This window comes from Citrobacter sp. Cb023 (assembly GCF_030336805.1).
Lineage (GTDB): Bacteria > Pseudomonadota > Gammaproteobacteria > Enterobacterales > Enterobacteriaceae > Citrobacter > Citrobacter braakii.
The window spans coordinates 319370-340815 of sequence record NZ_JAOWCV010000034.1; the positions used below are offsets into that span (position 1 = coordinate 319370).

At 54.6% G+C, this 21446-nt stretch carries 15 protein-coding genes; 5 read left to right on the forward strand and 10 right to left on the reverse strand.

The window, feature by feature from the left end; translation table 11 throughout:
- The first annotated feature begins 19 nt into the window (after nt 1-19).
- Entirely contained in the window at nt 20-1135 is a 1116-nt protein-coding gene (macA, locus tag OGW44_RS11745; RefSeq protein ID WP_016156938.1) for a macrolide transporter subunit MacA, read from the forward strand.
- A complete protein-coding gene (gene macB / locus OGW44_RS11750) occupies nt 1132-3078 on the forward strand; it encodes a macrolide ABC transporter ATP-binding protein/permease MacB (protein ID WP_103284007.1) in 1947 nt (648 codons plus the stop codon). The genes macA and macB overlap by 4 nt, the downstream gene beginning before the upstream one ends.
- Before the next feature lie 74 nt (nt 3079-3152).
- Here the strand turns inward: macB and cspD are convergent, their stop codons facing one another.
- Complete coding sequence (cspD, locus tag OGW44_RS11755) at nt 3153-3377, reverse strand: cold shock-like protein CspD (RefSeq protein ID WP_003036813.1); 225 nt, start codon at nt 3375-3377, stop codon at nt 3153-3155.
- Nucleotides 3378-3700: 323 nt separating this feature from the next.
- Here cspD and clpS point away from each other — a divergent pair, with 323 nt between their 5' ends.
- Nucleotides 3701-4021 (forward strand): ATP-dependent Clp protease adapter ClpS, encoded by a 321-nt coding sequence (gene clpS, locus OGW44_RS11760; RefSeq protein WP_003036810.1) that lies wholly within the window; start codon nt 3701-3703, stop codon nt 4019-4021.
- A gap of 30 nt (nt 4022-4051) precedes the next feature.
- Nucleotides 4052-6328: an ATP-dependent Clp protease ATP-binding subunit ClpA gene (gene clpA / locus OGW44_RS11765; protein ID WP_016153651.1), complete on the forward strand. Its 2277-nt coding sequence runs from the start codon at nt 4052-4054 to the stop codon at nt 6326-6328.
- A 259-nt stretch (nt 6329-6587) separates the two neighbouring features.
- On the opposite strand, the gene trhP is transcribed toward clpA, so the two are convergent.
- The 8 genes from trhP to OGW44_RS11805 all read right to left on the reverse strand — a co-directional run bounded on the left by trhP (nt 6588) and on the right by OGW44_RS11805 (nt 19552).
- On the reverse strand, nt 6588-7949 hold the full coding sequence (gene trhP, locus OGW44_RS11770; RefSeq protein ID WP_046275427.1) for a prephenate-dependent tRNA uridine(34) hydroxylase TrhP: 1362 nt from the start codon (nt 7947-7949) through the stop codon (nt 6588-6590).
- 159 nt (nt 7950-8108) lie between these two features.
- Nucleotides 8109-8441, reverse strand: coding sequence for a YegP family protein (locus OGW44_RS11775; RefSeq protein ID WP_016153608.1), 333 nt, complete (start codon nt 8439-8441; stop codon nt 8109-8111).
- 135 nt (nt 8442-8576) lie between these two features.
- Complete coding sequence (baeR, locus tag OGW44_RS11780; protein ID WP_016156936.1) at nt 8577-9299, reverse strand: envelope stress response regulator BaeR; 723 nt, start codon at nt 9297-9299, stop codon at nt 8577-8579.
- Complete coding sequence (baeS, locus tag OGW44_RS11785) at nt 9296-10699, reverse strand: envelope stress sensor histidine kinase BaeS (RefSeq protein ID WP_016153606.1); 1404 nt, start codon at nt 10697-10699, stop codon at nt 9296-9298. Before baeS ends, baeR begins: the two co-directional genes overlap by 4 nt.
- Nucleotides 10699-12111: an MFS transporter gene (locus OGW44_RS11790; RefSeq protein ID WP_016153605.1), complete on the reverse strand. Its 1413-nt coding sequence runs from the start codon at nt 12109-12111 to the stop codon at nt 10699-10701. The genes baeS and OGW44_RS11790 overlap by 1 nt, the downstream gene beginning before the upstream one ends.
- Nucleotides 12108-15182 carry a multidrug efflux RND transporter permease subunit MdtC gene (gene mdtC, locus OGW44_RS11795; RefSeq protein ID WP_185654848.1) on the reverse strand — a complete coding sequence of 1025 codons (3075 nt, stop codon included), beginning with the start codon at nt 15180-15182 and terminating at the stop codon, nt 12108-12110. Before mdtC ends, OGW44_RS11790 begins: the two co-directional genes overlap by 4 nt.
- On the reverse strand, nt 15183-18305 hold the full coding sequence (locus OGW44_RS11800; protein WP_185654847.1) for an MdtB/MuxB family multidrug efflux RND transporter permease subunit: 3123 nt from the start codon (nt 18303-18305) through the stop codon (nt 15183-15185).
- A complete protein-coding gene (locus OGW44_RS11805; RefSeq protein WP_016153602.1) occupies nt 18305-19552 on the reverse strand; it encodes an MdtA/MuxA family multidrug efflux RND transporter periplasmic adaptor subunit in 1248 nt (415 codons plus the stop codon). Before OGW44_RS11805 ends, OGW44_RS11800 begins: the two co-directional genes overlap by 1 nt.
- A 279-nt stretch (nt 19553-19831) precedes the next feature.
- Between OGW44_RS11805 and OGW44_RS11810 the strand changes: the two genes are divergently transcribed.
- A complete protein-coding gene (locus OGW44_RS11810) occupies nt 19832-19891 on the forward strand; it encodes a type I toxin-antitoxin system Ibs family toxin (protein ID WP_109017525.1) in 60 nt (19 codons plus the stop codon).
- Nucleotides 19892-19990: 99 nt separating this feature from the next.
- On the opposite strand, the gene yegD is transcribed toward OGW44_RS11810, so the two are convergent.
- A complete protein-coding gene (gene yegD / locus OGW44_RS11815) occupies nt 19991-21343 on the reverse strand; it encodes a molecular chaperone (protein ID WP_046275425.1) in 1353 nt (450 codons plus the stop codon).
- Nucleotides 21344-21446: the final 103 nt, after the last annotated feature.

Below are 21446 nucleotides of genomic sequence, written 5' to 3' on the forward strand. Positions count from 1 at the left end.
GGGGGAAATTGGGACATTTATGAAGCTCAAGGGAAAAATCAAAAAGCGCTATTTTCTCTTCGCCATCATCATTATTGTGGCGATAATTGCACTTTGGCGAACGCTTAATGCGCCTTTACCTCAGTATCAAACGTTAATTGTGCGTCCGGGCGATCTGCAGCAAAGCGTACTGGCAACCGGCAAACTGGATGCGTTGCGGAAAGTTGACGTCGGGGCGCAGGTAAGCGGGCAGTTAAAAACGCTGTCGGTCGCGATTGGCGACAAAGTAAAAAAAGATCAACTGCTTGGCGTTATCGATCCTGAACAGGCGCAAAACCAGATTAAAGAGGTTGAAGCGACGCTGATGGAATTACGCGCTCAGCGTTTACAGGCTGAAGCCGAGTGGAAACTGGCGCGGGTAACGCTTTCCCGTCAGCAACAGCTGGCGAAAACCCAGGCTGTCTCGCAGCAGGATCTCGACACGGCGGCTACTCAGATGGCGGTCAAACAGGCGCAAATCGGCACAATTGATGCGCAAATTAAGCGTAATCAAGCCTCTCTCGATACGGCAAAAACCAACCTTGATTACACCCGCATCGTCGCGCCAATGGCAGGCGAAGTCACGCAAATTACTACCCTTCAGGGGCAAACCGTTATTGCTGCCCAGCAGGCGCCTAACATTCTGACATTGGCAGATATGAGCACCATGCTGGTGAAAGCGCAGGTTTCCGAGGCGGATGTGATTCACCTGCATCCCGGGCAAAAGGCCTGGTTTACCGTACTGGGCGATCCTCAGACGCGCTACGAAGGTAAGCTCAAAGATGTTCTTCCGACGCCAGAGAAAGTGAATGATGCAATTTTCTACTATGCTCGCTTCGAAGTTCCCAACCCGAAAGGGATCCTGCGTCTGGATATGACCGCGCAGGTCCATATCCAGCTCACCGATGTGAAAAATGTCCTGACGATCCCGCTGTCGGCGCTGGGCGATCCTATTGGCAACAATCGTTATAACGTCAGGCTGCTGCGTAACGGCGAAACCCGTGAACGTGAAGTGGTTATCGGCGCGCGTAATGACACCGATGTGGAGATCGTGAAAGGGCTGGAAGAGGGGGATGAAGTCATCACCGGTGAGGGCAACGCTGGAGCGCCAAAATGACGGCATTGCTTGAACTGAGCAATATCCGCCGCAGCTATCCGTCAGGCGAAGGTCAGGTCGAGGTATTGAAGGACGTATCCTTGAGCATTCAGGCCGGGGAAATGGTGGCGATTGTCGGGGCGTCTGGCTCGGGTAAATCGACGCTGATGAATATTCTCGGCTGTCTGGACAAACCCACCAGCGGTACGTATCGGGTTGCCGGGCGCGATGTCTCCACGCTGGATAGCGATGCGTTAGCCCAGCTGCGTCGCGAACATTTCGGTTTTATCTTCCAGCGTTATCATTTGTTGTCGCATTTAACCGCCGCGCAAAACGTTGAGGTGCCTGCAGTCTACGCTGGCACCGAACGTAAGCAGCGCCTGGCCCGTGCGCAAGAACTCCTGCAGCGACTGGGTCTGGGCGACAGAGTCGACTATCAGCCTTCCCAGCTTTCCGGTGGTCAGCAGCAGCGGGTCAGTATTGCGCGTGCGCTGATGAACGGGGGACAGGTTATCCTCGCCGACGAACCCACCGGCGCGCTGGACAGCCATTCAGGCGAAGAGGTGATGGCGATTTTGCATCAGCTGCGCGATCGCGGGCATACGGTGATTATCGTCACTCACGACAGCCAGGTCGCCGCACAGGCCGAACGCGTCATTGAAATTCGTGACGGCGAGATTGTGCGCAATCCGCCGTCGCACAAACCCTCTACCGGGCACGATATCGCGGAGCCGACGGTGAAAACGGCGTCCGGCTGGGGGCAGTTTGTCAGCGGTTTTCGCGAAGCGCTCACTATGGCCTGGCTGGCAATGGCTGCGAATAAAATGCGAACGCTACTGACCATGCTTGGGATCATCATCGGTATTGCTTCGGTGGTGTCGATTGTGGTGGTAGGCGATGCGGCTAAACAGCTGGTACTGGCAGATATTCGCGCTATTGGCACCAATACCATCGATATCTATCCTGGCAAAGATTTCGGCGACGACGACCCACAATATCAACAGGCGCTGAAGTATGACGATTTAACGGCGTTACAGAAGCAGCCCTGGGTCAGTTCGGTGACGCCTGCGGTGTCGAAAAACCTGCGGCTACGCTATGGCAATATCGACGTGGCCGCCAGTGCTAATGGCGTTAGCGGCGACTATTTCAATGTCTATGGCATGACGTTTAGCGAAGGGACCACTTTTAACGCTGAACAACTGGCGGGGCGCGCTCAGGTGGTGGTGCTCGACAGCAATACCCGTCGTCAATTGTTCCCCAACAAAGCGAAAGTTGTCGGCGAAGTCGTGCTGGTGGGGAATATGCCTGCCACGGTGATTGGTGTTGCAGAAGAGAAACAGTCGATGTTTGGCAGTAGCAAGATCCTGCGGGTCTGGCTGCCTTACAGCACCATGTCCGGGCGAATTATGGGGCAGTCGTGGCTGAACTCGATCACCGTGCGGGTGAAAGACGGTTTTGATAGTGCCCAGGCCGAGCAGCAGCTCACCCGACTACTGACGTTACGCCACGGTAAGAAGGATTTCTTCACCTGGAATATGGACGGTGTCTTGAAAACCGCCGAAAAGACCACACGTACATTACAACTCTTCCTGACGCTGGTGGCCGTGATTTCGCTGGTGGTCGGTGGAATTGGTGTGATGAATATTATGCTGGTTTCGGTAACCGAACGAACGCGCGAGATTGGCATTCGTATGGCGGTTGGCGCCCGCGCCAGTGACGTACTGCAGCAGTTCTTAATTGAAGCGGTGCTGGTGTGTCTGGTTGGCGGCGCGTTGGGCATTAGCTTGTCGATGCTGATCGCCTTTACGCTTCAGCTATTCCTGCCTGGCTGGGAAATAGGTTTCTCACCCGTAGCCTTATTGACGGCGTTTCTGTGTTCGACTGCGACCGGGATTTTGTTTGGCTGGCTACCGGCGCGAAATGCGGCGCGGCTGGATCCGGTAGATGCTCTGGCGCGGGAATAATACCATCGAGATAAAAATGCCAGCCGCAAAGGCTGGCATTTTGACTGCGGGATGTACACAATGAAACAGAAGAGCTATGCGACAGCTTCTGCTTCAATGACAGGCACGATGACACTGGCATGATTGCCTTTTGGCCCCTGGTGGACATCAAACTGGACAGACTGCCCGGCTTTTAGCGTTCTGTAACCATCCATCTGAATGGTGGAGTAATGGGCGAAAATATCTTCGCCGCCGCCTTCGGGGCAGATGAAACCAAACCCTTTGGCGTTGTTGAACCACTTAACAGTACCCGTTTCCATGCTTCGACATCCTTCGTAAATCTTATATAAGTAAGATGGAATGAACCGGTGGCGGAGTGGGGGCTGTTCAAAACCTCGCCAACTCTCGAAACTACAATTTAGAGAAATCAGGCGAGGCGTCAAGCGCCAGGCTGACGGAATAGGGTAAAAATGCATCAAAATTTGAAGCAGTTAACGCTATTGTCGGTTATGTGACAGATGTCGCGGATGGCACTAATAGATGATAGTTATCTAATACTTGAGGTAGATTGATTGTGCGCATAGGCTGCTTGTCAGCGGCAAGATTTTCTGCCGGAAACCGTAACTGAAGATGACGACTGACAATGGGTAAGACTAACGACTGGCTGGATTTCGATCTGCTGGCGGAAGATAAATTGCGCGACGCGCTAAAACCGCCATCTATGTATAAAGTGATATTAGTCAATGATGATTACACTCCGATGGAGTTTGTTATTGACGTGTTACAAAAATTCTTTTCTTATGATGTAGAACGTGCAACGCAACTGATGCTTGCCGTTCACTATCAAGGTAAAGCGATTTGCGGCGTATTCACTGCCGAAGTGGCTGAAACCAAAGTTGCGATGGTGAACAAGTATGCGAGGGAGAACGAGCATCCGTTGCTGTGTACGCTAGAAAAAGCCTAAATGCAGGCATAAATATTGGGGGAGGTGCCTATGCTCAATCAAGAACTGGAGCTCAGTTTAAACATGGCTTTCGCCAGAGCGCGCGAGCACCGACATGAGTTTATGACCGTCGAGCACTTGCTACTGGCATTGCTCAGTAACCCATCGGCCCGCGAAGCGCTGGAAGCGTGTTCTGTGGATCTGGTGGCGCTGCGTCAGGAACTCGAAGCCTTCATTGAACAAACCACACCCGTATTGCCTGCCAGTGAAGAAGAGCGCGACACGCAGCCAACGTTGAGTTTTCAGCGTGTGTTGCAACGCGCGGTCTTTCATGTTCAGTCCTCCGGGCGCAATGAAGTTACCGGTGCTAATGTGCTGGTCGCCATCTTCAGCGAGCAGGAATCTCAGGCGGCTTATCTGCTGCGTAAGCATGAAGTGAGTCGCCTTGATGTGGTGAATTTTATTTCTCATGGCACGCGCAAAGACGAACCAAGTCAGTCCTCTGACTCTGGTAATCAGCCGAATAACGAAGAGCAAGCTGGCGGGGAGGACCGTATGGAGAACTTCACGACTAACCTTAACCAGCTTGCCCGTGTGGGCGGAATTGATCCGCTCATTGGACGGGACAAAGAGCTGGAACGCGCCATTCAGGTACTGTGCCGTCGTCGAAAAAACAACCCGCTGCTGGTAGGTGAGTCTGGCGTCGGTAAAACCGCTATTGCGGAAGGCCTAGCCTGGCGTATCGTCCAGGGCGACGTGCCGGAAGTGATGGCTGATTGTACCCTTTACTCTCTGGATATCGGCTCGCTGCTGGCGGGCACCAAATACCGTGGCGATTTTGAAAAACGCTTTAAGGCGCTGCTGAAACAACTGGAACAGGATACTAACAGCATTCTGTTTATCGATGAGATCCACACCATTATCGGCGCGGGTGCGGCATCGGGCGGCCAGGTGGATGCAGCTAACCTGATCAAACCGTTGCTCTCCAGCGGTAAAATCCGTGTGATAGGCTCAACAACCTATCAGGAATTCAGCAATATCTTTGAAAAGGACCGCGCGCTAGCACGCCGTTTCCAGAAAATCGATATCACTGAGCCGTCGGTAGAAGAGACCGTGCAGATCATCAATGGTCTGAAGCCGAAATACGAAGCGCACCATGACGTTCGCTACACCGCCAAAGCAGTGCGTGCAGCGGTCGAACTGGCGGTGAAATACATTAACGATCGTCATCTGCCGGACAAAGCGATTGACGTGATCGATGAGGCGGGCGCGCGGGCGCGTCTGATGCCGGTCAGCAAGCGCAAGAAAACCGTCAACGTGGCGGATATCGAGTCCGTCGTGGCCCGCATTGCGCGGATCCCGGAGAAGAGCGTTTCGCAGAGCGATCGCGATACGCTGAAAAACCTGGGCAACCGTCTGAAAATGCTGGTATTCGGACAGGATAAAGCCATTGAGGCGCTGACTGAAGCGATCAAAATGAGCCGTGCTGGTCTGGGACACGAGCATAAACCTGTCGGTTCGTTCCTGTTTGCCGGACCGACTGGCGTCGGTAAGACCGAAGTCACGGTGCAGTTGTCCAAAGCGCTGGGTATTGAGCTGCTGCGGTTTGACATGTCCGAGTATATGGAACGTCACACCGTCAGTCGCCTGATTGGTGCGCCTCCAGGATATGTCGGTTTCGACCAGGGCGGTTTGCTGACGGATGCTGTCATTAAGCATCCGCATGCGGTACTGCTGCTGGATGAAATCGAAAAAGCGCATCCGGACGTCTTTAACCTGCTGCTGCAGGTGATGGATAACGGTACGCTGACCGACAATAACGGGCGTAAAGCGGATTTCCGCAACGTGGTGCTGGTCATGACCACTAACGCCGGCGTGCGTGAAACTGAGCGTAAATCGATTGGGCTGATTCATCAGGACAACAGTACTGATGCGATGGGCGAAATCAAAAAAGTGTTTACGCCGGAATTCCGTAACCGTCTAGACAACATTATCTGGTTCGATCATCTCTCTACTGAGGTGATTCATCAGGTTGTTGATAAGTTTATCGTCGAACTTCAGGTTCAGTTGGATCAAAAAGGTGTCTCTCTGGAAGTGAGTCAGGAAGCCCGTGACTGGCTGGCTGAGAAGGGCTATGACCGCGCAATGGGCGCACGCCCGATGACGCGCGTTGTCCAGGATAACCTGAAAAAACCATTGGCTAACGAACTGCTGTTCGGCTCGCTTGTGGATGGCGGTCAGGTGACCGTTGCGCTGGATAAAGAGAAAAATGAGCTGACCTATGGTTTCCAGAGTGCGCAAAAGCACAAGCCAGAAGCAGCGCATTAATATCTAACCACCTAATGAACCGGGCGTAATGCCCGGTTTTTTTTCGCCTGTAAGTCGTGATTTGAATAGGGGGAGTTAAACGGCAGGCAAAAAATAAGCCTGCGTAAGGGAGATTACGCAGGCTAAGGAGGTGGTTCCTGGTACAGCTAGCATTTATGGGTTATGTTTTTCAGCGGATGAGATAATACCCTTAATGAACGAAGCGGTATGTGATCGATTTCTAAGAATCTTCCGAACGCTGAAAAATAACCGTAATTAACTACTTAGCATGTGGGTTGCGCGTGGACTCACCGGTAAAATTACGCATCAACAATGCATAATTCAGATCGATATCCTCCGGTACAGGCATCCACACGGTGTAACCATCGCCCGGCGCAACCGGCATCGCTTCGCCTTTCGCGTTTTCCATCTGTTCGAGGGTAAAGTTGATGTTGCCCTGTGGGGTCATCAGCTCCAGGCTGTCGCCGACGGTGAATTTATTTTTCACCAGCACAGCCGCCAGTTCACCTTTACGTTCGCCAGTGAATTCGCCGACAAACTGCTGACGCTCGGAAACAGAGAAGCCGTATTCGTAGTTCTGATAGTCGTCATGCGTATGGCGGCGCAGGAACCCCTCGGTGTAACCGCGATGCGCCAGACCTTCCAGCGTTTCCAGCAGTTGCGGGTCGAACGGTTTACCGGCAGCGGCATCATCAATGGCCTTGCGATAAACCTGCGCGGTACGTGCACAGTAATAGTATGATTTAGTACGGCCTTCAATTTTCAGCGAATGCACGCCCATCTGAGTCAGGCGCTCAACGTGGGCAATGGCACGTAAATCCTTCGAGTTCATGATGTAAGTGCCGTGTTCGTCTTCAAACGCGGTCATGTACTCACCCGGACGCTGGGCTTCTTCGATCATAAAGACTTTGTCAGTCGGCGCGCCAATACCCAGCGTCGGCTCAACATTTTGTACCGGGATAGGCTCGTACTTATGCACGATATTGCCCACCACGTCTTCTTTGCCTTCCTGCACGTTGTATTCCCAGCGGCAGGCATTGGTACAGGTACCCTGATTTGGGTCACGCTTGTTGATGTAGCCAGAGAGCAGGCAGCGGCCGGAGTAAGCCATGCACAGCGCGCCGTGAACAAAGATCTCAATTTCCATATCCGGCACCTGGGTGCGGATCTCTTCAATTTCTTCCAACGACAGTTCGCGGGACAGGATCACACGGGTCAATCCCATCTGCTTCCAGAATTTCACCGTCGCCCAGTTTACGGCGTTAGCCTGTACTGAAAGGTGAATGTCCATGTCAGGGAAGTTTTCGCGCACCAACATAATCAGACCAGGGTCGGACATGATCAGTGCATCCGGTCCCATTTCCACCACCGGTTTCAGGTCACGAATGAAGGTCTTCAGCTTGGCGTTATGCGGGGCAATATTAACCACCACATAGAATTTTTTACCCAGTTCATGGGCTTCATTAATGCCTAGCTGCAGGTTTTCGTGATTGAATTCGTTGTTGCGTACGCGCAGTGAGTAACGCGGTTGGCCCGCATATACAGCGTCTGCGCCATAGGCGAAAGCGTAACGCATGTTTTTCAGCGTTCCCGCCGGGGAAAGGAGTTCCGGTTTAAACATAATTATCTCGTTCTGATGACAGGTCAGACTCGCCTCACTCAATGAGGCGGTTAGGGGAGTGCCCCCATATTAAGGGCGGGCATTGTAGCGCTGTGGGGAAGACAGGTAAAGAAAAACGCCGGGCGACAGCGTGGCGTTACCCGGCTGAGCGAGTCATTATCAGGTTTTATCTTTTATCGTCTGACTTACACCATTGGTCTTAACTGAAGCAATACCGGTCTCGCGCGACTGTTCATTCGCATACAGTTGACTGCTACCAATAATCTGGTGGTTTGCTGCTTTCAGATTGAAATGCAATTTGCCATTAGCTGCCGTTTTTTTCTCATAACGCTCGGCCAGAGGGCTGTTAGCCTGGACAGATGCGATCCCTTTTTCTGCCGCGCCTTTTGTCGTGTAAAGCTCACTGGTAAGGATAGTTTCCCCGTTTCCAGCCTTAAGAACAAAGCGGTACTGATCATCGCTACTCTTGCTTAATTCAAACCAACCAGCCATATGAACTCCTTGATTAAAGTTTTATATCAAACAGTTATTGACGACAGTGTTGCCACAAAGAGTATGAGCGATATTTGGAGAGTTGCTAGTCAACAGGACTCCACGAAGCCGCGGAGTCCTGCAGGACGGGAGTGTTTACACAATCCGGCAGGCGTCGGCTTCCCAGCGATACCCTACGCCATAGACCGCGCGGATAAACGACTGCTCCGCATCCAGCGATTCCAGCTTGCGTCGCAGGTTCTTAATATGGCTGTCGATGGTTCGGTCGGTAACGACACGGTAATCGTCATAGAGATGATTGAGCAACTGTTCACGGGAGAACACTTTTCCCGGTTCATGCGACAACGTTTTGAGTAAGCGAAATTCAGCAGGCGTTAAGTCGAGCATTTTCCCACGCCAGGACGCCTGAAAACGACCTTCATCGACGATCAACGGGCTGTCAGCATCCATCTGTTGCAGTTCGCGCTGCGGCTTGCAACGGCGCAGAATCGTCTTTACGCGAGCAACAACTTCACGCGGGCTGTAGGGTTTGCAAATATAATCATCCGCACCGATCTCCAGCCCCAGCAGGCGATCAATTTCTTCTATCTTGGCGGTTACCATCATGATGGGGACTTCAGAGAATCGGCGGATTTCCCGGCACAGAGTCAGGCCGTCGGTACCAGGCAGCATCAGATCCAACAAGATCAGATCGGGCGGCGTCTGACGCACGTAAGGAAGAACCAGATCGCCGTGGCTGATGAGCGTAGGAGCGTAGCTTGCCGCGCGCAGATAGTCGATAAGCAGTTGCCCCAGCTTGGGCTCGTCTTCCACGATCAGAATACGCGGCGTGTTTTCATCAATGGGTAGCTCAGTCATACATCTCTCTGTAAATCGCGTTCCAGCGGTAATGTTACTGTAATGCTCACCCCGCCAAAAGGCGAATGGGCGGCGCGAATCAGACCATTATGCGCCTGTACGATATTGACGCAAATTGCCAGCCCCAGCCCGGAACCACCGCTGGCACGGTTACGCGAGCCTTCGGTGCGATAAAAGCGTTCAAACAGCTTCTGTAACTGGTCGTCACTTACGCCGGGAGCGGAATCAGCGAAGGTTAATAAAACCATACGCTCGCGTTGTTCGGCGCTGATGTGCAGCCCGCCGCCGCTGTCGGTGTAGCGCAGACTGTTTTCCAGCAGATTGTTGAACAACTGCATCAGACGATCCCTGTCGCCAAATACCGTCATGCTGTCCGGGAGTGAAAGTTGTATCGTCAGTCCACGGCTGGCAAAGCGTTCACGAAATGCGCCACTTGCCACTTCCAACAGCGGGATGAGATCCAGCGATGTTTTCTGGTAGGCCAGCGCGCCTTCATCGGACATGGAGAGCTGATGCAGATCGTCCACCAGCTTGGTGAGCGTACCCACTTCAGCTTGCAAAGAGGCAACGGAGTCAGGGGTGAACTGGCGTACGCCATCCTGAATGGCCTCCAGTTCACCGCGCAACACCGCTAACGGCGTACGCAGTTCGTGAGAAATATCGGCCATAAAGTCACGACGCATCTGCTGGTTTTTTTCCAGCGTACTGGCAAGCTGGTTGAAGTCCTGCGCCAGCTTGCCCAGCTCATCCGTACTGGTCGGCGCAACGCGAGTGGTGAAATCGCCAGCCGCCAGTTTGTGCGTGCCTTCCACTAACCGCTTGACCGGGGCCAGCAGGCTGCGCGCCAGCGTAAACGTTGCCAGCGCAGCCAGGATCGTGGAAAGCGCGACGATGAGCCAACTGGAACGTCTTTGCTGCATGTCGAAATTGATATCCGTATTGCGCGTTAAGCGTTCCACGGGAGAGGCAATCACGGCACCGACTTCGCTACCGTTGACGCGGATCGGATGGCGCATACCGTCACGGGGGACCGGAGCACGCGGACCGACCAGCACGCGGGCATTTTGGTCGACAACCCAAAACTGCGTACGCCAGCCGTGCGGCGGCATGCCGGGGCCGGGTTTATCATCGTCGTTGTCGTGTTCAAAAGAACGCAGGATCTGAAAAACAAACCGATCGTTATTGCGTAAGAATCGCCAGTTGCCGTGCTGCTCATACTGCTCGCTTAATGCGTCGCTGAGCATTTGCAGCCGCTGTTCGTTACCGTGCTTGATATAGTCAATAAAACCGCGTTCGAAGCTTATGCGTACGGCCCAGTGCATGCTGATCAGCAATACGATGCAGGTGGCGAAAATCGCCAGAAACAGTTTGCCGGTGATACCGGGCCGCCAGAACTTCATCAGGTGCTCCTTTTGCGCCGTGAAATCACCGCGTTGGTTTGCGTGTCGTTCGGCACGCGGGCAAAAATAATGGCGGGCAGCGCGATAATGAATGCGATGCACAGCCAGGTATACATAAAGACGGTATGCGTACTTCCGCTGTCGATGACGCTATGCTGCTGACCGAACATGCCTAGCAGCAGGCCCGCGATGGTCACCCCGATACTCATCGACAGCTGCATGATCATTGACAGCAGGCTGTTACCACTGCTGGCGAGATCGTCAGGCAGGTCTTTTAACGTCAGGGTGTTCATGGATGAAAAGCGCGTTGAGTTGACCATTCCCTGTAAGAACAGTACGAAGGGCAGGGCGTAATACCAGCCGAGCAGCGCGGTGGTCATCAGCAGCAGACTGACCAGCGACAGGCCAAGCGTTGTAGCGACCAGTACGCGACGGTAGCCAAAGCGATTAACGACCTGCACCACAATGCGCTTCATGCCCATACTGCCGAGCACCATCGGGATCATCATCAGCCCGGCATGAAAGGGCGAAAAACCGAGGCCTATTTGTAAAAACACCGGCGTCATAAACGGCAGCATACCGCTACCGATGCGTCCCGCAAAACTGCCGAAAAGACCCAGCGAGAAGGTCGGTGTGCGAAACAGATTCAGGCTGAACAGCGCGCGTGGATTACGATGGGCGTGTTTCAGATACAGCGCAATAGCCAGCACTCCGCAGATAACCAACGCTGCCAGCGAGATACTGGAGATGCCGGTTCCTTTACTGCCATCAAGTGCCAGCGTCAGTACCGCCATGCCGACTGCCAGCATCGCAAATCCGGAGAGATCGAAGCGTCGGGTTTGCATGGTGTAGTTGGGCATCAGCATTAACGTCGCTATCGCGCCGACAATACCAACCGGAATGTTAATCAAAAATATCCAGTGCCAGGAGGCGTACTCAACCAGAATACCGCCTAATGCCGGTCCCAGTAGCGGGCCAATCTGACCGGGCAATGTGACAAACGTCATCGCCGCCATATATTGCTCACGCGGGACGATTTTCATCACCGTTAGCCTGCCGACCGGCACCATCATCGCACCGCCAACGCCTTGTAAGACGCGCGCCATCACCAGCTCGTTGAGTGTGCTGGACCCGGCGCAAAACAGCGAGCCAAGCGTAAACAGGATGATGGCGGTGAAGAAGATATTACGCACGCCAACTTTGTCCGCCAGCCATCCGCTGGCGGGCAGCATCACGGCAACGGTTAAAACATATGACACAATGACCATATGCATGTGTAACGGGCTTTCCCCGAGGCTTGCCGCCATCGAGGGAAGCGCAGTATTCACGATGGTGGTATCCAGCGACTGCATAAAAAAGCCGAATGCCACAATCCAAAGCTGCCAGCGGGTGCTGTCGGGAAGTTCTGTCATAACTCTGCTACCGGTTTGCTGTTTTTACGCGAAAAACGCAGACGGTCGAAAAAGAGATAGACCACAGGCGTGGTGTACAGCGTCAGGAGTTGACTCACGACCAGCCCGCCGACAATGGTTATCCCCAAAGGTTGACGTAGTTCGGAGCCATCCCCGGCGGATAACACCAGCGGCAGCGCGCCAAACAACGCCGCCAGCGTGGTCATCATGATTGGGCGAAAGCGCAGCAGGCAGGCCTGGAAAATGGCTTCTTCTGGCTGCAGCTTGCCGTTTCTCTGTGCTTCCAGCGCAAAATCGACCATCATGATGGCATTTTTCTTCACAATGCCAATTAATAGCATTATCCCTATCAGGGCGATTAGGCTGAACGGGGCATTGAACAGCTCCAGCGCCAGCAAAGCCCCGACGCCAGCTGAAGGTAGCGTGGAGAGAATGGTCAGGGGATGGACATAGCTTTCATACAGCATCCCCAGAACGATGTAGACTGTGGCAATGGCGGCGATAATCAGGATCACCTGTGAGTTCATGGTGTCCTGAAATACCTGTGCCGTGCCGGCAAAGCTACCGCGAACCGTGGAGGGGACGCCGAGCTGGGTCATGGTTCTGTTGATAGCCTCTGTCGCCTCAGACAGTGAAGAACCTGTTGGCAGGTTAAACGACACGGTTGAGGCAGCAGACAAGCCCTGATGGTTTACCGACAGCGGGGCATTCGCCGGTTGCCATTTGGCAAAGTACGATAGCGGGATTGCCTTACCGTCATTGTTGATGACGAACATTTTATCCAGCGCGCTGATGTCCTGGGTGTAACGTCGATCGACCTCCATCACCACTTTGTACTGGTTCATCGGTTGATAAATAGTTGAAATTTGCCGTTGTCCAAAAGCGTTGTTCAACAGGCTGTTAGCGGCTGCAACGTCGATCCCCAGACGAGACATGGTGTCGCGATCGTAGACCAGGTTCATTTCCGCGCCATTGTCCTGCTGATCGGAGTTGACATCCGCCAGTTGGGGCAGGGCGGCAAGCGCCTTACGGATCTTCGGTTCCCACTCGCGCAATGCCGCCAGATCGTCAGAAAGCAATGTGTATTGATAGCTGGCATTGGCCTGGCGACCGCCGACGCGAATATCCTGCACCGCCATCAGAAACAGATTCGCGCCAGGCTCTTTTGCAAGCGCGACGCGCAGGCGGTCGATCACCTGCTGAGCGGTTTCACCGCGCTCATCGCGTGGCTTGAGGGTGATAAACATCATCCCGCTGTTAACCCGGGAACCGCCGGTAAAACCGGTGACGTTATTCACCGCCGGGTCGTCGCGGATGATCTTCATAAAGTCCTGCAGTTTGCCGCGCATCGCCTGGAAAGAGATGCTCTGGTCGGCCTGAATCCCCCCCATCAACACGCCCGTATCCTGCTCCGGGAAGAAGGTTTTGGGGATGGAAATATAAAGCCAGATATTCAGCGCAATGGTGCCAAGTAACACCACGCCAACCAGTCGCGTATGGCGCAGCACCCATTTAAGCGAAGTGCCGTAACTCTGTTGCAGTGCCACCAGCACACGACCAAAACCCCGTTTACGAGACTGTTCACGCGGGGCGCTGGATTTGAGCATCCAGCCACACATCATTGGCGTTAATGTCAGCGACACCAGCAGCGAGATACCGATAGCAACTGACAGCGTGACGGCAAATTCGCGCAGCAAGCGCCCAGGCAATCCGCCCATTAACAGCAGCGGGAGGAACACCGCTACCAGCGACAGGCTCATTGAGAGCACCGTGAATCCCACTTCGCGCGTACCCTGTAGCGCCGCCTGCAGTGGCTTCATTCCCGCTTCCAGGTGGCGGGCGATATTTTCCAGCACCACGATTGCGTCATCAACGACAAATCCCGTGGCAATGGTCAACGCCATTAATGACAGGTTGTTCAGGCTGAATCCGCACAGATACATGGCGGCAAAGGTACCGATCAGCGAGACCGGAACCGCTACCGCAGGGATCAGGGTCGCGCGCCCGGAGCGCAGGAAAACAAAGACCACCAGAATAACCAGCGCAACGGAGATAATCAGCGTCTGTTCGACTTCCTCCAGCGAGGTGCGAATGGTCGGTGAACGGTCCTGGGCAATTTGCAGATCGATGGCGGCCGGGACCAGCGTTTGTAACTCCGGTAATTTGGCCCGAATGCTGTCTACCGTCTGAATAATATTGGCTTCTGGCAGCTTGCGGATCATCAGCAGGATAGCCGGTTTTGCGTTGGTCATCCCCGCGTTACGTACGTCCTGCACCGAGTCGCTCACAGACGCAACATCGCCCAGCCGCACCGCAGCGCCGTTATTGTAGTGGATGATAATCGGCTGGTACTCGGCGGCGGTTTTCAGCTCATCGTTGGTTTGTACCTGCCAGCGGTGGGTATCATTCTCGATAGCTCCCTGCGGCTTACGCACATTGGCGTTAGCAATCGCGCTACGCACGTCGTCCAGCGACACGCCCTGATTAAACAGCGCTTGCGGATTAAGCCCTACGCGCACGGCAGGCAGAGAGCTGCCCCCAACGTCGACGTCACCCACGCCGTCGATTTGCGCGATGGTCTGTGCTAATTGGGTTGATGCGAAATCGTACAGCTCACCCTGCGAGTAAGTGTCCGACGTGAGCGTCAGGATCATGATTGGCGCATCGGAAGGGTTGGCTTTGCGGTACGTGGGACGGCTTGGCATACCGCTGGGTAGCAGGCTTTGCGCTGCGTTAATCGCGGCCTGAACATCCCGCGCCGCGCCATTGATGTCACGGTCGAATTTGAATTCAAGAATAATGCGCGTACTGCCAAGGGAACTGCTCGAGGTCATTTCGTTCACGCCCGCGATGCGCCCCAGTGAGCGCTCCAGCGGGGTGGCTACCGAAGACGCCATCGTTTCAGGGGAAGCGCCGGGTAATGATGCGCTGACCATGATCACCGGGAAATCCACCTGCGGCAGCGGAGCTACCGGCAGCAGACGAAAGCCCAGTATCCCGCACAGGGTGATGGCCACCGAAATGAGAATGGTCGCCACCGGACGATGAATGAAAAGCGCGAAAAATTTCATTTACGCTTCCTCTTCCTGACGCGGGAAGCGGCTTTTCACGTACAGCGACAGACGGTCAAACAGCAGATAAATCACCGGGGTGGTAAACAGGGTTAATACCTGGCTTACCAGCAGACCGCCGACCATACCAATTCCTAATGGACGACGTAATTCGGCCCCCACGCCGGTACTTAACATCAGCGGCAACGCACCGAGCAGTGCCGCCAGCGTAGTCATCAGAATCGGGCGAAAACGCAGCAGACAGGCCTGGAAAATAGCGTCGCGTGGGGTCATGCCCTGTTCGCGCTCCGCGGCAAGGGCGAAGTCGATCATCATGATGGCGTTTTTCTTGACGATACCGATGAGCAAAATAATGCCGATAATCGCGATGACGTCCAGTTCACTGCCGGCAATCATTAACGCCAGGAGGGCACCGACACCCGCCGTGGGTAGCGTGGAGAGAATGGTAATCGGGTGAATAAAGCTCTCATACAGCACGCCGAGGACGATATACATCGCGACAACCGCAGCCACAATCAACCAGATGGTATTACCCAGTGCGGCCTGGAAAGCGAGCGTACTGCCCTGGAACTGGGTGGTAATATTTGCTGGCAGATTGAGCGTTTTTTCGGCATCCAGAATTGCCTGCACCGCATCGCCCAGCGAATGATCGTCCGGTACGTTGAACGAGATGGTGGTGACCGGGAACTGATCGAGGTGGTTAATCGACAGCGGAGCGAAACGCTGTTCAATGCTGGCGATTGCGCTGAGCGGAACCACGCCGCCGTCGCTACTGGTCAGACGGATAGTGTCCAGTGCAGCAAGTCCCGGCGTACTATTGGTGTCATGCTCCAACACGACGCGATACTGGTTGGCCTGGGTGTAGATGGTTGAAATCAGTCGCTGGCCGAAGGCGTTGTACAGGGCGTTATCGACATCCGCCATGCTGATGCCTAAACGGCTGGCGCTATCGCGATTGACGTTCACATACGCCACCAGCCCTTTGTCCTGCCAGTCGCTACTGACATCAGACAGTTGCGGTAGCTGGTGAAGTTTTTCTAACAGCTGTGGAACCCAGGTGCTGAGGGCGTCAAGGGACGTTGCTTGCAGCGTAAACTGATATTGCGTCCGGCTGACCTGGGTATCAATCGTCAGGTCCTGGGTGGGCTGAAGATAGAGATCAACGCCGGGTACTCTGTCAACCGCGTCCTGTAGGCGTGCGATCACTTTCTGCACGCGATCGTCGCGATCGTCCAGCGGCTTAAGGTTGATTTGCAGACGCGCGCTGTTCAATGCCGGATTAGTACCATCCACGCCGACAAAAGCGGTCAGGCTCTCTACCGCCGGATCTCGAAGGATGACATCGGAAACCTGGCGCTGGCGCTGGGCCATGCTGGCAAATGAACTGGACTGCGGCGCCTGCAGCGTACCCTGGATGATGCCGTTGTCCTGGATTGGGAAGAACCCTTTGGGGATAAAGACCCATAACATAACGCTCAGTGCCAGCGTGCCGAGCGCCACGCCCAGCGTGAGCCACGGATGGTTCAGCACTTTTGCCAGCCAGTGACCGTACCCGGCAATGACGCGATCGAACATTCGCTCCGAGGCACGGGAAAAGCGGTTTTGCTTACGCAACGAGGCCTGATTAAGCATGCGCGCGCACATCATCGGCGTGAGGGTGAGCGAGACGACGGCGGAAATCAGAATTGCCACGGCCAGCGTAACGGCAAACTCGCGGAATAATCGGCCAACGATATCACCCATAAACAACAGTGGGATCAGCACGGCGATTAGCGAAAATGTCAGAGAGATGATGGTAAAACCAATCTCACCAGCCCCCTTCAGGGCGGCAGTCAGCGGTTTTTCGCCTTTTTCGATATAGCGAGAAATATTCTCGATAACCACGATAGCGTCATCCACTACGAATCCTGTCGCGATGGTTAGCGCCATTAGGGTCAGGTTATTGATGGAGAAATCAAGAAATACCATCACCGCGAAGGTGCCGATGAGCGACAGCGGAACGGCGACCGCAGGAATAATCGTCGCCGGAATATTGCGCAGGAACAGGTAGATGATCATCACCACCAGCGCAATCGCCAGCATTAGCTCAAACTGGGTGTCTGCAACGGACGCACGAATATTGGTCGTACGATCCGAAAGCACGCTGACCTTAACTGATTTGGGCAGGCTTTCGGTGAGCTGCGGCAGCATTTGACGGATACTGTCTGCCGTGGAGATGATGTTCGCCCCAGGCTGGCGCTGAACATTCATCACAATGGCTTGTTGCTTATTGGCCCATGCGCCCAGCCAGCTATTTTCTGCCCCTTGTTCGACGGTGGCGACATCGCCCAGACGAACCGGCGCACCGTTTTTATAGGCCACGATGAGCTGGCGATATTCGTCTGCGGACTGCATCTGGTCGTTGGCGGAAAGGGTGACAGCACGCGTTGGGCCATCAAGACTCCCTTTTGCCGAATTGACGTTAGCCCCGGTAATGGCTGTACGGATGGTTTCGCTGGTCAGACCGAGTGCGGCAATAGCCTGTGCGTTAAGCTTCACGCGGACCGCCGGTCGTTGCCCGCCGGAAAGTGTTACCAGACCGACACCGGAAACCTGAGAGATTTTCTGCGCGACGCGGGTTTCGACCATATCTTCCACCTGCGTCATCGGCATGGCGCTGGACGTGACCGCCAGCGTCATGATCGGTGGATCTGCCGGGTTTACCTTGCTGTAGACCGGCGGATTGGGCAGATCGCCCGGTAATAAATTGGTGGCGGCGTTAATCGCAGCCTGAACTTCCTGCTCGGCAACATCCAGCGGCAGCGTCAGTTGAAACTGCAACGTGACGACCGATGCGCCGCCGGAACTTTGCGAGGACATCTGTTTTAAGCCGGACATCTGTCCGAACTGACGCTCAAGCGGCGCGGTTACCGCCGAGGTCATGACGTCCGGGCTGGCGCCCGGGTACAGCGTAACGACCTGAATCGTGGGGTAATCGACTTCCGGTAAGGCAGCGATCGGCAGGAAACGATAACCGATAATACCGGCAAGCAAAATCGCGACCATCAGCAGCGTGGTGGCGACAGGTCGCAGAATAAACAGGCGTGATGGCCCGCCTGTGTTGTGCGGAGGTAACACCTGCATCAGGAGTTAGCTCCTTTTTTGCCGTATCCGCGGGGCGCAGTTTTCTCATCCTGAGCAGAGGCGTCATGCGCCTCTACGACTTCTACTTTTGCGCCTTCCGTCAGGCGGTCAATACCGTCGGTTATGACCCGATCGCCTGCGGACAACCCGGCGGCGATCACTACTTTTTGGCTATCCTGAATACCTGGTTTAACCAGATGTTTGCTCACTTTATTCTCGCTGTTCAGCACCCAGACAAAATGGCCCTCATTGCCCATCTGCAGGGCGGCCGTTGGGATCACCACGGCGTTTTGTTCCGTGTCGACCAGCATGCGGGCGTTAACGAACTGGTTAGGGAATAAAGCATCATCCTGATTGTTAAAACGGGCTTTAACTTTGATGGTTCCGGTCGTGGCATCAATCTGATTGTCGAGACTGAGCAGGACGCCTTCGCTCAGTTTTTGCGAATTGGTTCGGTCCCAGGCTTCGACCTTTAACGGAGTCCCCGATTTTTGCGCCCGCAACACGGTGGCAATGTCGTTTTCAGGCAAGGTGAATATCAGGTCGATAGGATGGGTTTGCGTAATGACGACGATTCCGGTGGTATCGCCGCTGGAAATTTGGTTACCGACGTCGACCTGCTTCAGACCGACACGCCCCTCTACAGGCGCGGTTATCCGGCTCCAGTCAAGCTGCAATTGGGCGCTGGCGACGCTGGCTTCATCGGCTTTGATTGTCCCTAACGTTTCATTTACCAGCGCCTGCTGGGCATCCAGCTCCTGGCGGGAGACCAGATTAGTTTTCACCAGTTGTTGATAGCGGGCAAGATCGCGACGGGCATTTGCCAGCGTGGCTTTATCTTTTGCCAGTTGGCCCTGCGCCTGAGCCAGAGCAACTTTGAACTGGCTGGGATCTATCTCTGCCAGCAGGTCGCCGGCTTTTACCTGCTGTCCTTCCTCGAAGTGTAAGGCAATGAGCTGACCATCCACCCGGCTACGTACCGTGGCGGTATTTGCGGCAGTAATGGTACCCAGCCCTGTCAGGTAACGCGGAACGGCTTCCATGGCGGCGGTGGCAGCCTGAACGGGAGCCAACGGCCCGGAGCGCATTCCACGCCGTCCCGAACCTGGCGTGTGCTGCGCTGGTTTGGTCGCGCCCGGTGCGTTTTCCTGGGCGTCGTTACGGCTTTGCCAGAACCAGATGGCGGCGACGGTGGCCACAACGATCGCGATTGCTATAACCCAGCGGGATTTTTTACTGCCTTTCATTGTTATAAGTTTCTCATCCTGAAACGATTCGCGGAATGATACTAGTTTAGCCAGCGAACAAGGGAGAAAAATGGAGGAATTATGAAACACTGTCGGGATTCGTCTGAATGCTGATGCGGCTTTGCGAAGCGTTACGCAACAATCGGTGGTGAAGATAGCGAATACGTGATTGTGCGTTAGAGTGCTGACAAGGCAAAAAGGAGGAGAGCCAGAGATTTCAGCAGGACGCTGGAACGGAAAAGCCCCTCCCGAGGAAGGGGCCAAAATAGGGAAAGGGTTATGATGAAGCAGGTCATCATCCTGGTGATACTCTTAGTGATTAGCTTACCGGCTTACTAAGACACCAGGAGGAGGGGAAGCCCTCCCTAACCCTCACTCCTGAAATTAAGCCACAGCAATGGTGATGTCAATACGCGTACTTTTCAGCATGCGAGCCGCTTAGCGGAAAACAACGTCAGCCCAGCGGGCCAGTCCGGCAGTAACGGAACCGAAATCATCGCCCCCCGCGATCGGAATCCCGGGAAGTTGCTGGGCGAGGGCTTTTTTAATCAGCGGCGAACGCGCGCTACCGCCGGTCAGGTAAATCACGTCCGGTTTTTCCTGCGCGTTTTCAAGCGCCAGTTGAACCTGCTCCAGAATGCGCGCCAGGGGCTGATTGAGCGCAGCTTCCAGCCCGTGTTGACTGATATCGGTTGCCAGCGTGTCGCTGATAAACGGTATCGCCGCCGTCACAATGGTCTGATCGGAGAGCGCGATTTTGCTCTCTTCTGCGCTGCGCACCAGGCGATAGCTCAGACGCTCGCGCCAGACTTTAAGCAGTAGGGCGACTTTATCGGCTTCTTTCGCGTCACGGACAAGATCGTTGAGCAAGCGACCGTTGGCGCTACTGTAGAAGTCACTTTGCGCGGGAACATCGTTGATCGCGACCGCGTTCCACCAGGGCAGAATAGGTAAGGCGATCCCTTTTTCCGTTTCTCCCCCCATACCGAGCAGCGGCATCAGATGTTTAAACGCCAGCGCAATATCCAGATCGTTCCCGCCAACGCGGCAGCCGCTGTGCCCCAGCAGGCTGTTTTCGCGATCGGCGCGCTGATGCCATTGCGGCCCCATCAGCAGCAGTGAACAGTCGGTTGTACCCCCGCCAATATCCACCACCAGCACGCGTTTTTCTTCCTGCAGCGTGGCTTCGTAATCCAGACCAGCCGCTACCGGCTCGTACTGGAAGACGACATCCTGAAAACCGGCGCGTTTAGCCGCACGTTCAAGAATACCCTGCGCCTGGGCGTTGGCATCATCGCCCCCTAACCCCTGGAAGTTGATGGGACGACCAATAACGGCCTGGGTGATGGCTTCCGGCAACTGATTTTGTGCCTGGTTGCGTATGTGCAGCATCATCGCGCAGACCAGATCTTCAAACAGCGCAACCTGCTGCGGCTTCAGACCGCTGGCACCCAAAAATGATTTTGGCGATTTAACGAAGTACACCTCTTCCGGGTCTTCAATATATTGACCCAGCGATGCCAGACCGAACTGCACGCTGTTGGCGTTAACGTCAATGTCTTCTTCGCGGTTATAGCGCATCGCGCGGCGAAGCAGCGCCTGCGTTTCGTCGTCCGTGGTTGGGATGTCGTGATGGCGATACAGCCACTCGCTGACCGCTTCGCGCGTTGGCGCGCACAGCATTGAAGGCAGAAGCGTGCTGTTATTTTCCATTTTGAGCAGGTGAGGCTGCCCGTCACGCATAACGGCCACTGAACAGTTTGCCGTACCGTAGTCAAAACCAATAAACACCGTAAAAATCCCCATGCCAGTGAAGAAGGGGCGTGACTTTAACGAAATGTTGACGCTCCGACAACTGGAATATGAAAGCAAGGCGCATCGATTGAATACCGTT

Excerpts from the sequence above, each read along its gene's own strand:
- macA (WP_016156938.1), top strand. The coding sequence starts at position 20 with ATGAAGCTCAAGGGAAAAATCAAAAAGCGCTATTTTCTCTTCGCCATC.
- macB (WP_103284007.1), top strand. The coding sequence starts at position 1,132 with ATGACGGCATTGCTTGAACTGAGCAATATCCGCCGCAGCTATCCGTCA.
- cspD (WP_003036813.1), bottom strand. The coding sequence starts at position 3,377 with ATGGAAACGGGTACTGTTAAGTGGTTCAACAACGCCAAAGGGTTTGGT.
- clpS (WP_003036810.1), top strand. The coding sequence starts at position 3,701 with ATGGGTAAGACTAACGACTGGCTGGATTTCGATCTGCTGGCGGAAGAT.
- clpA (WP_016153651.1), top strand. The coding sequence starts at position 4,052 with ATGCTCAATCAAGAACTGGAGCTCAGTTTAAACATGGCTTTCGCCAGA.
- trhP (WP_046275427.1), bottom strand. The coding sequence starts at position 7,949 with ATGTTTAAACCGGAACTCCTTTCCCCGGCGGGAACGCTGAAAAACATG.
- OGW44_RS11775 (WP_016153608.1), bottom strand. The coding sequence starts at position 8,441 with ATGGCTGGTTGGTTTGAATTAAGCAAGAGTAGCGATGATCAGTACCGC.
- baeR (WP_016156936.1), bottom strand. The coding sequence starts at position 9,299 with ATGACTGAGCTACCCATTGATGAAAACACGCCGCGTATTCTGATCGTG.
- baeS (WP_016153606.1), bottom strand. The coding sequence starts at position 10,699 with ATGAAGTTCTGGCGGCCCGGTATCACCGGCAAACTGTTTCTGGCGATT.
- OGW44_RS11790 (WP_016153605.1), bottom strand. The coding sequence starts at position 12,111 with ATGACAGAACTTCCCGACAGCACCCGCTGGCAGCTTTGGATTGTGGCA.
- mdtC (WP_185654848.1), bottom strand. The coding sequence starts at position 15,182 with ATGAAATTTTTCGCGCTTTTCATTCATCGTCCGGTGGCGACCATTCTC.
- OGW44_RS11800 (WP_185654847.1), bottom strand. The coding sequence starts at position 18,305 with ATGCAGGTGTTACCTCCGCACAACACAGGCGGGCCATCACGCCTGTTT.
- OGW44_RS11805 (WP_016153602.1), bottom strand. The coding sequence starts at position 19,552 with ATGAAAGGCAGTAAAAAATCCCGCTGGGTTATAGCAATCGCGATCGTT.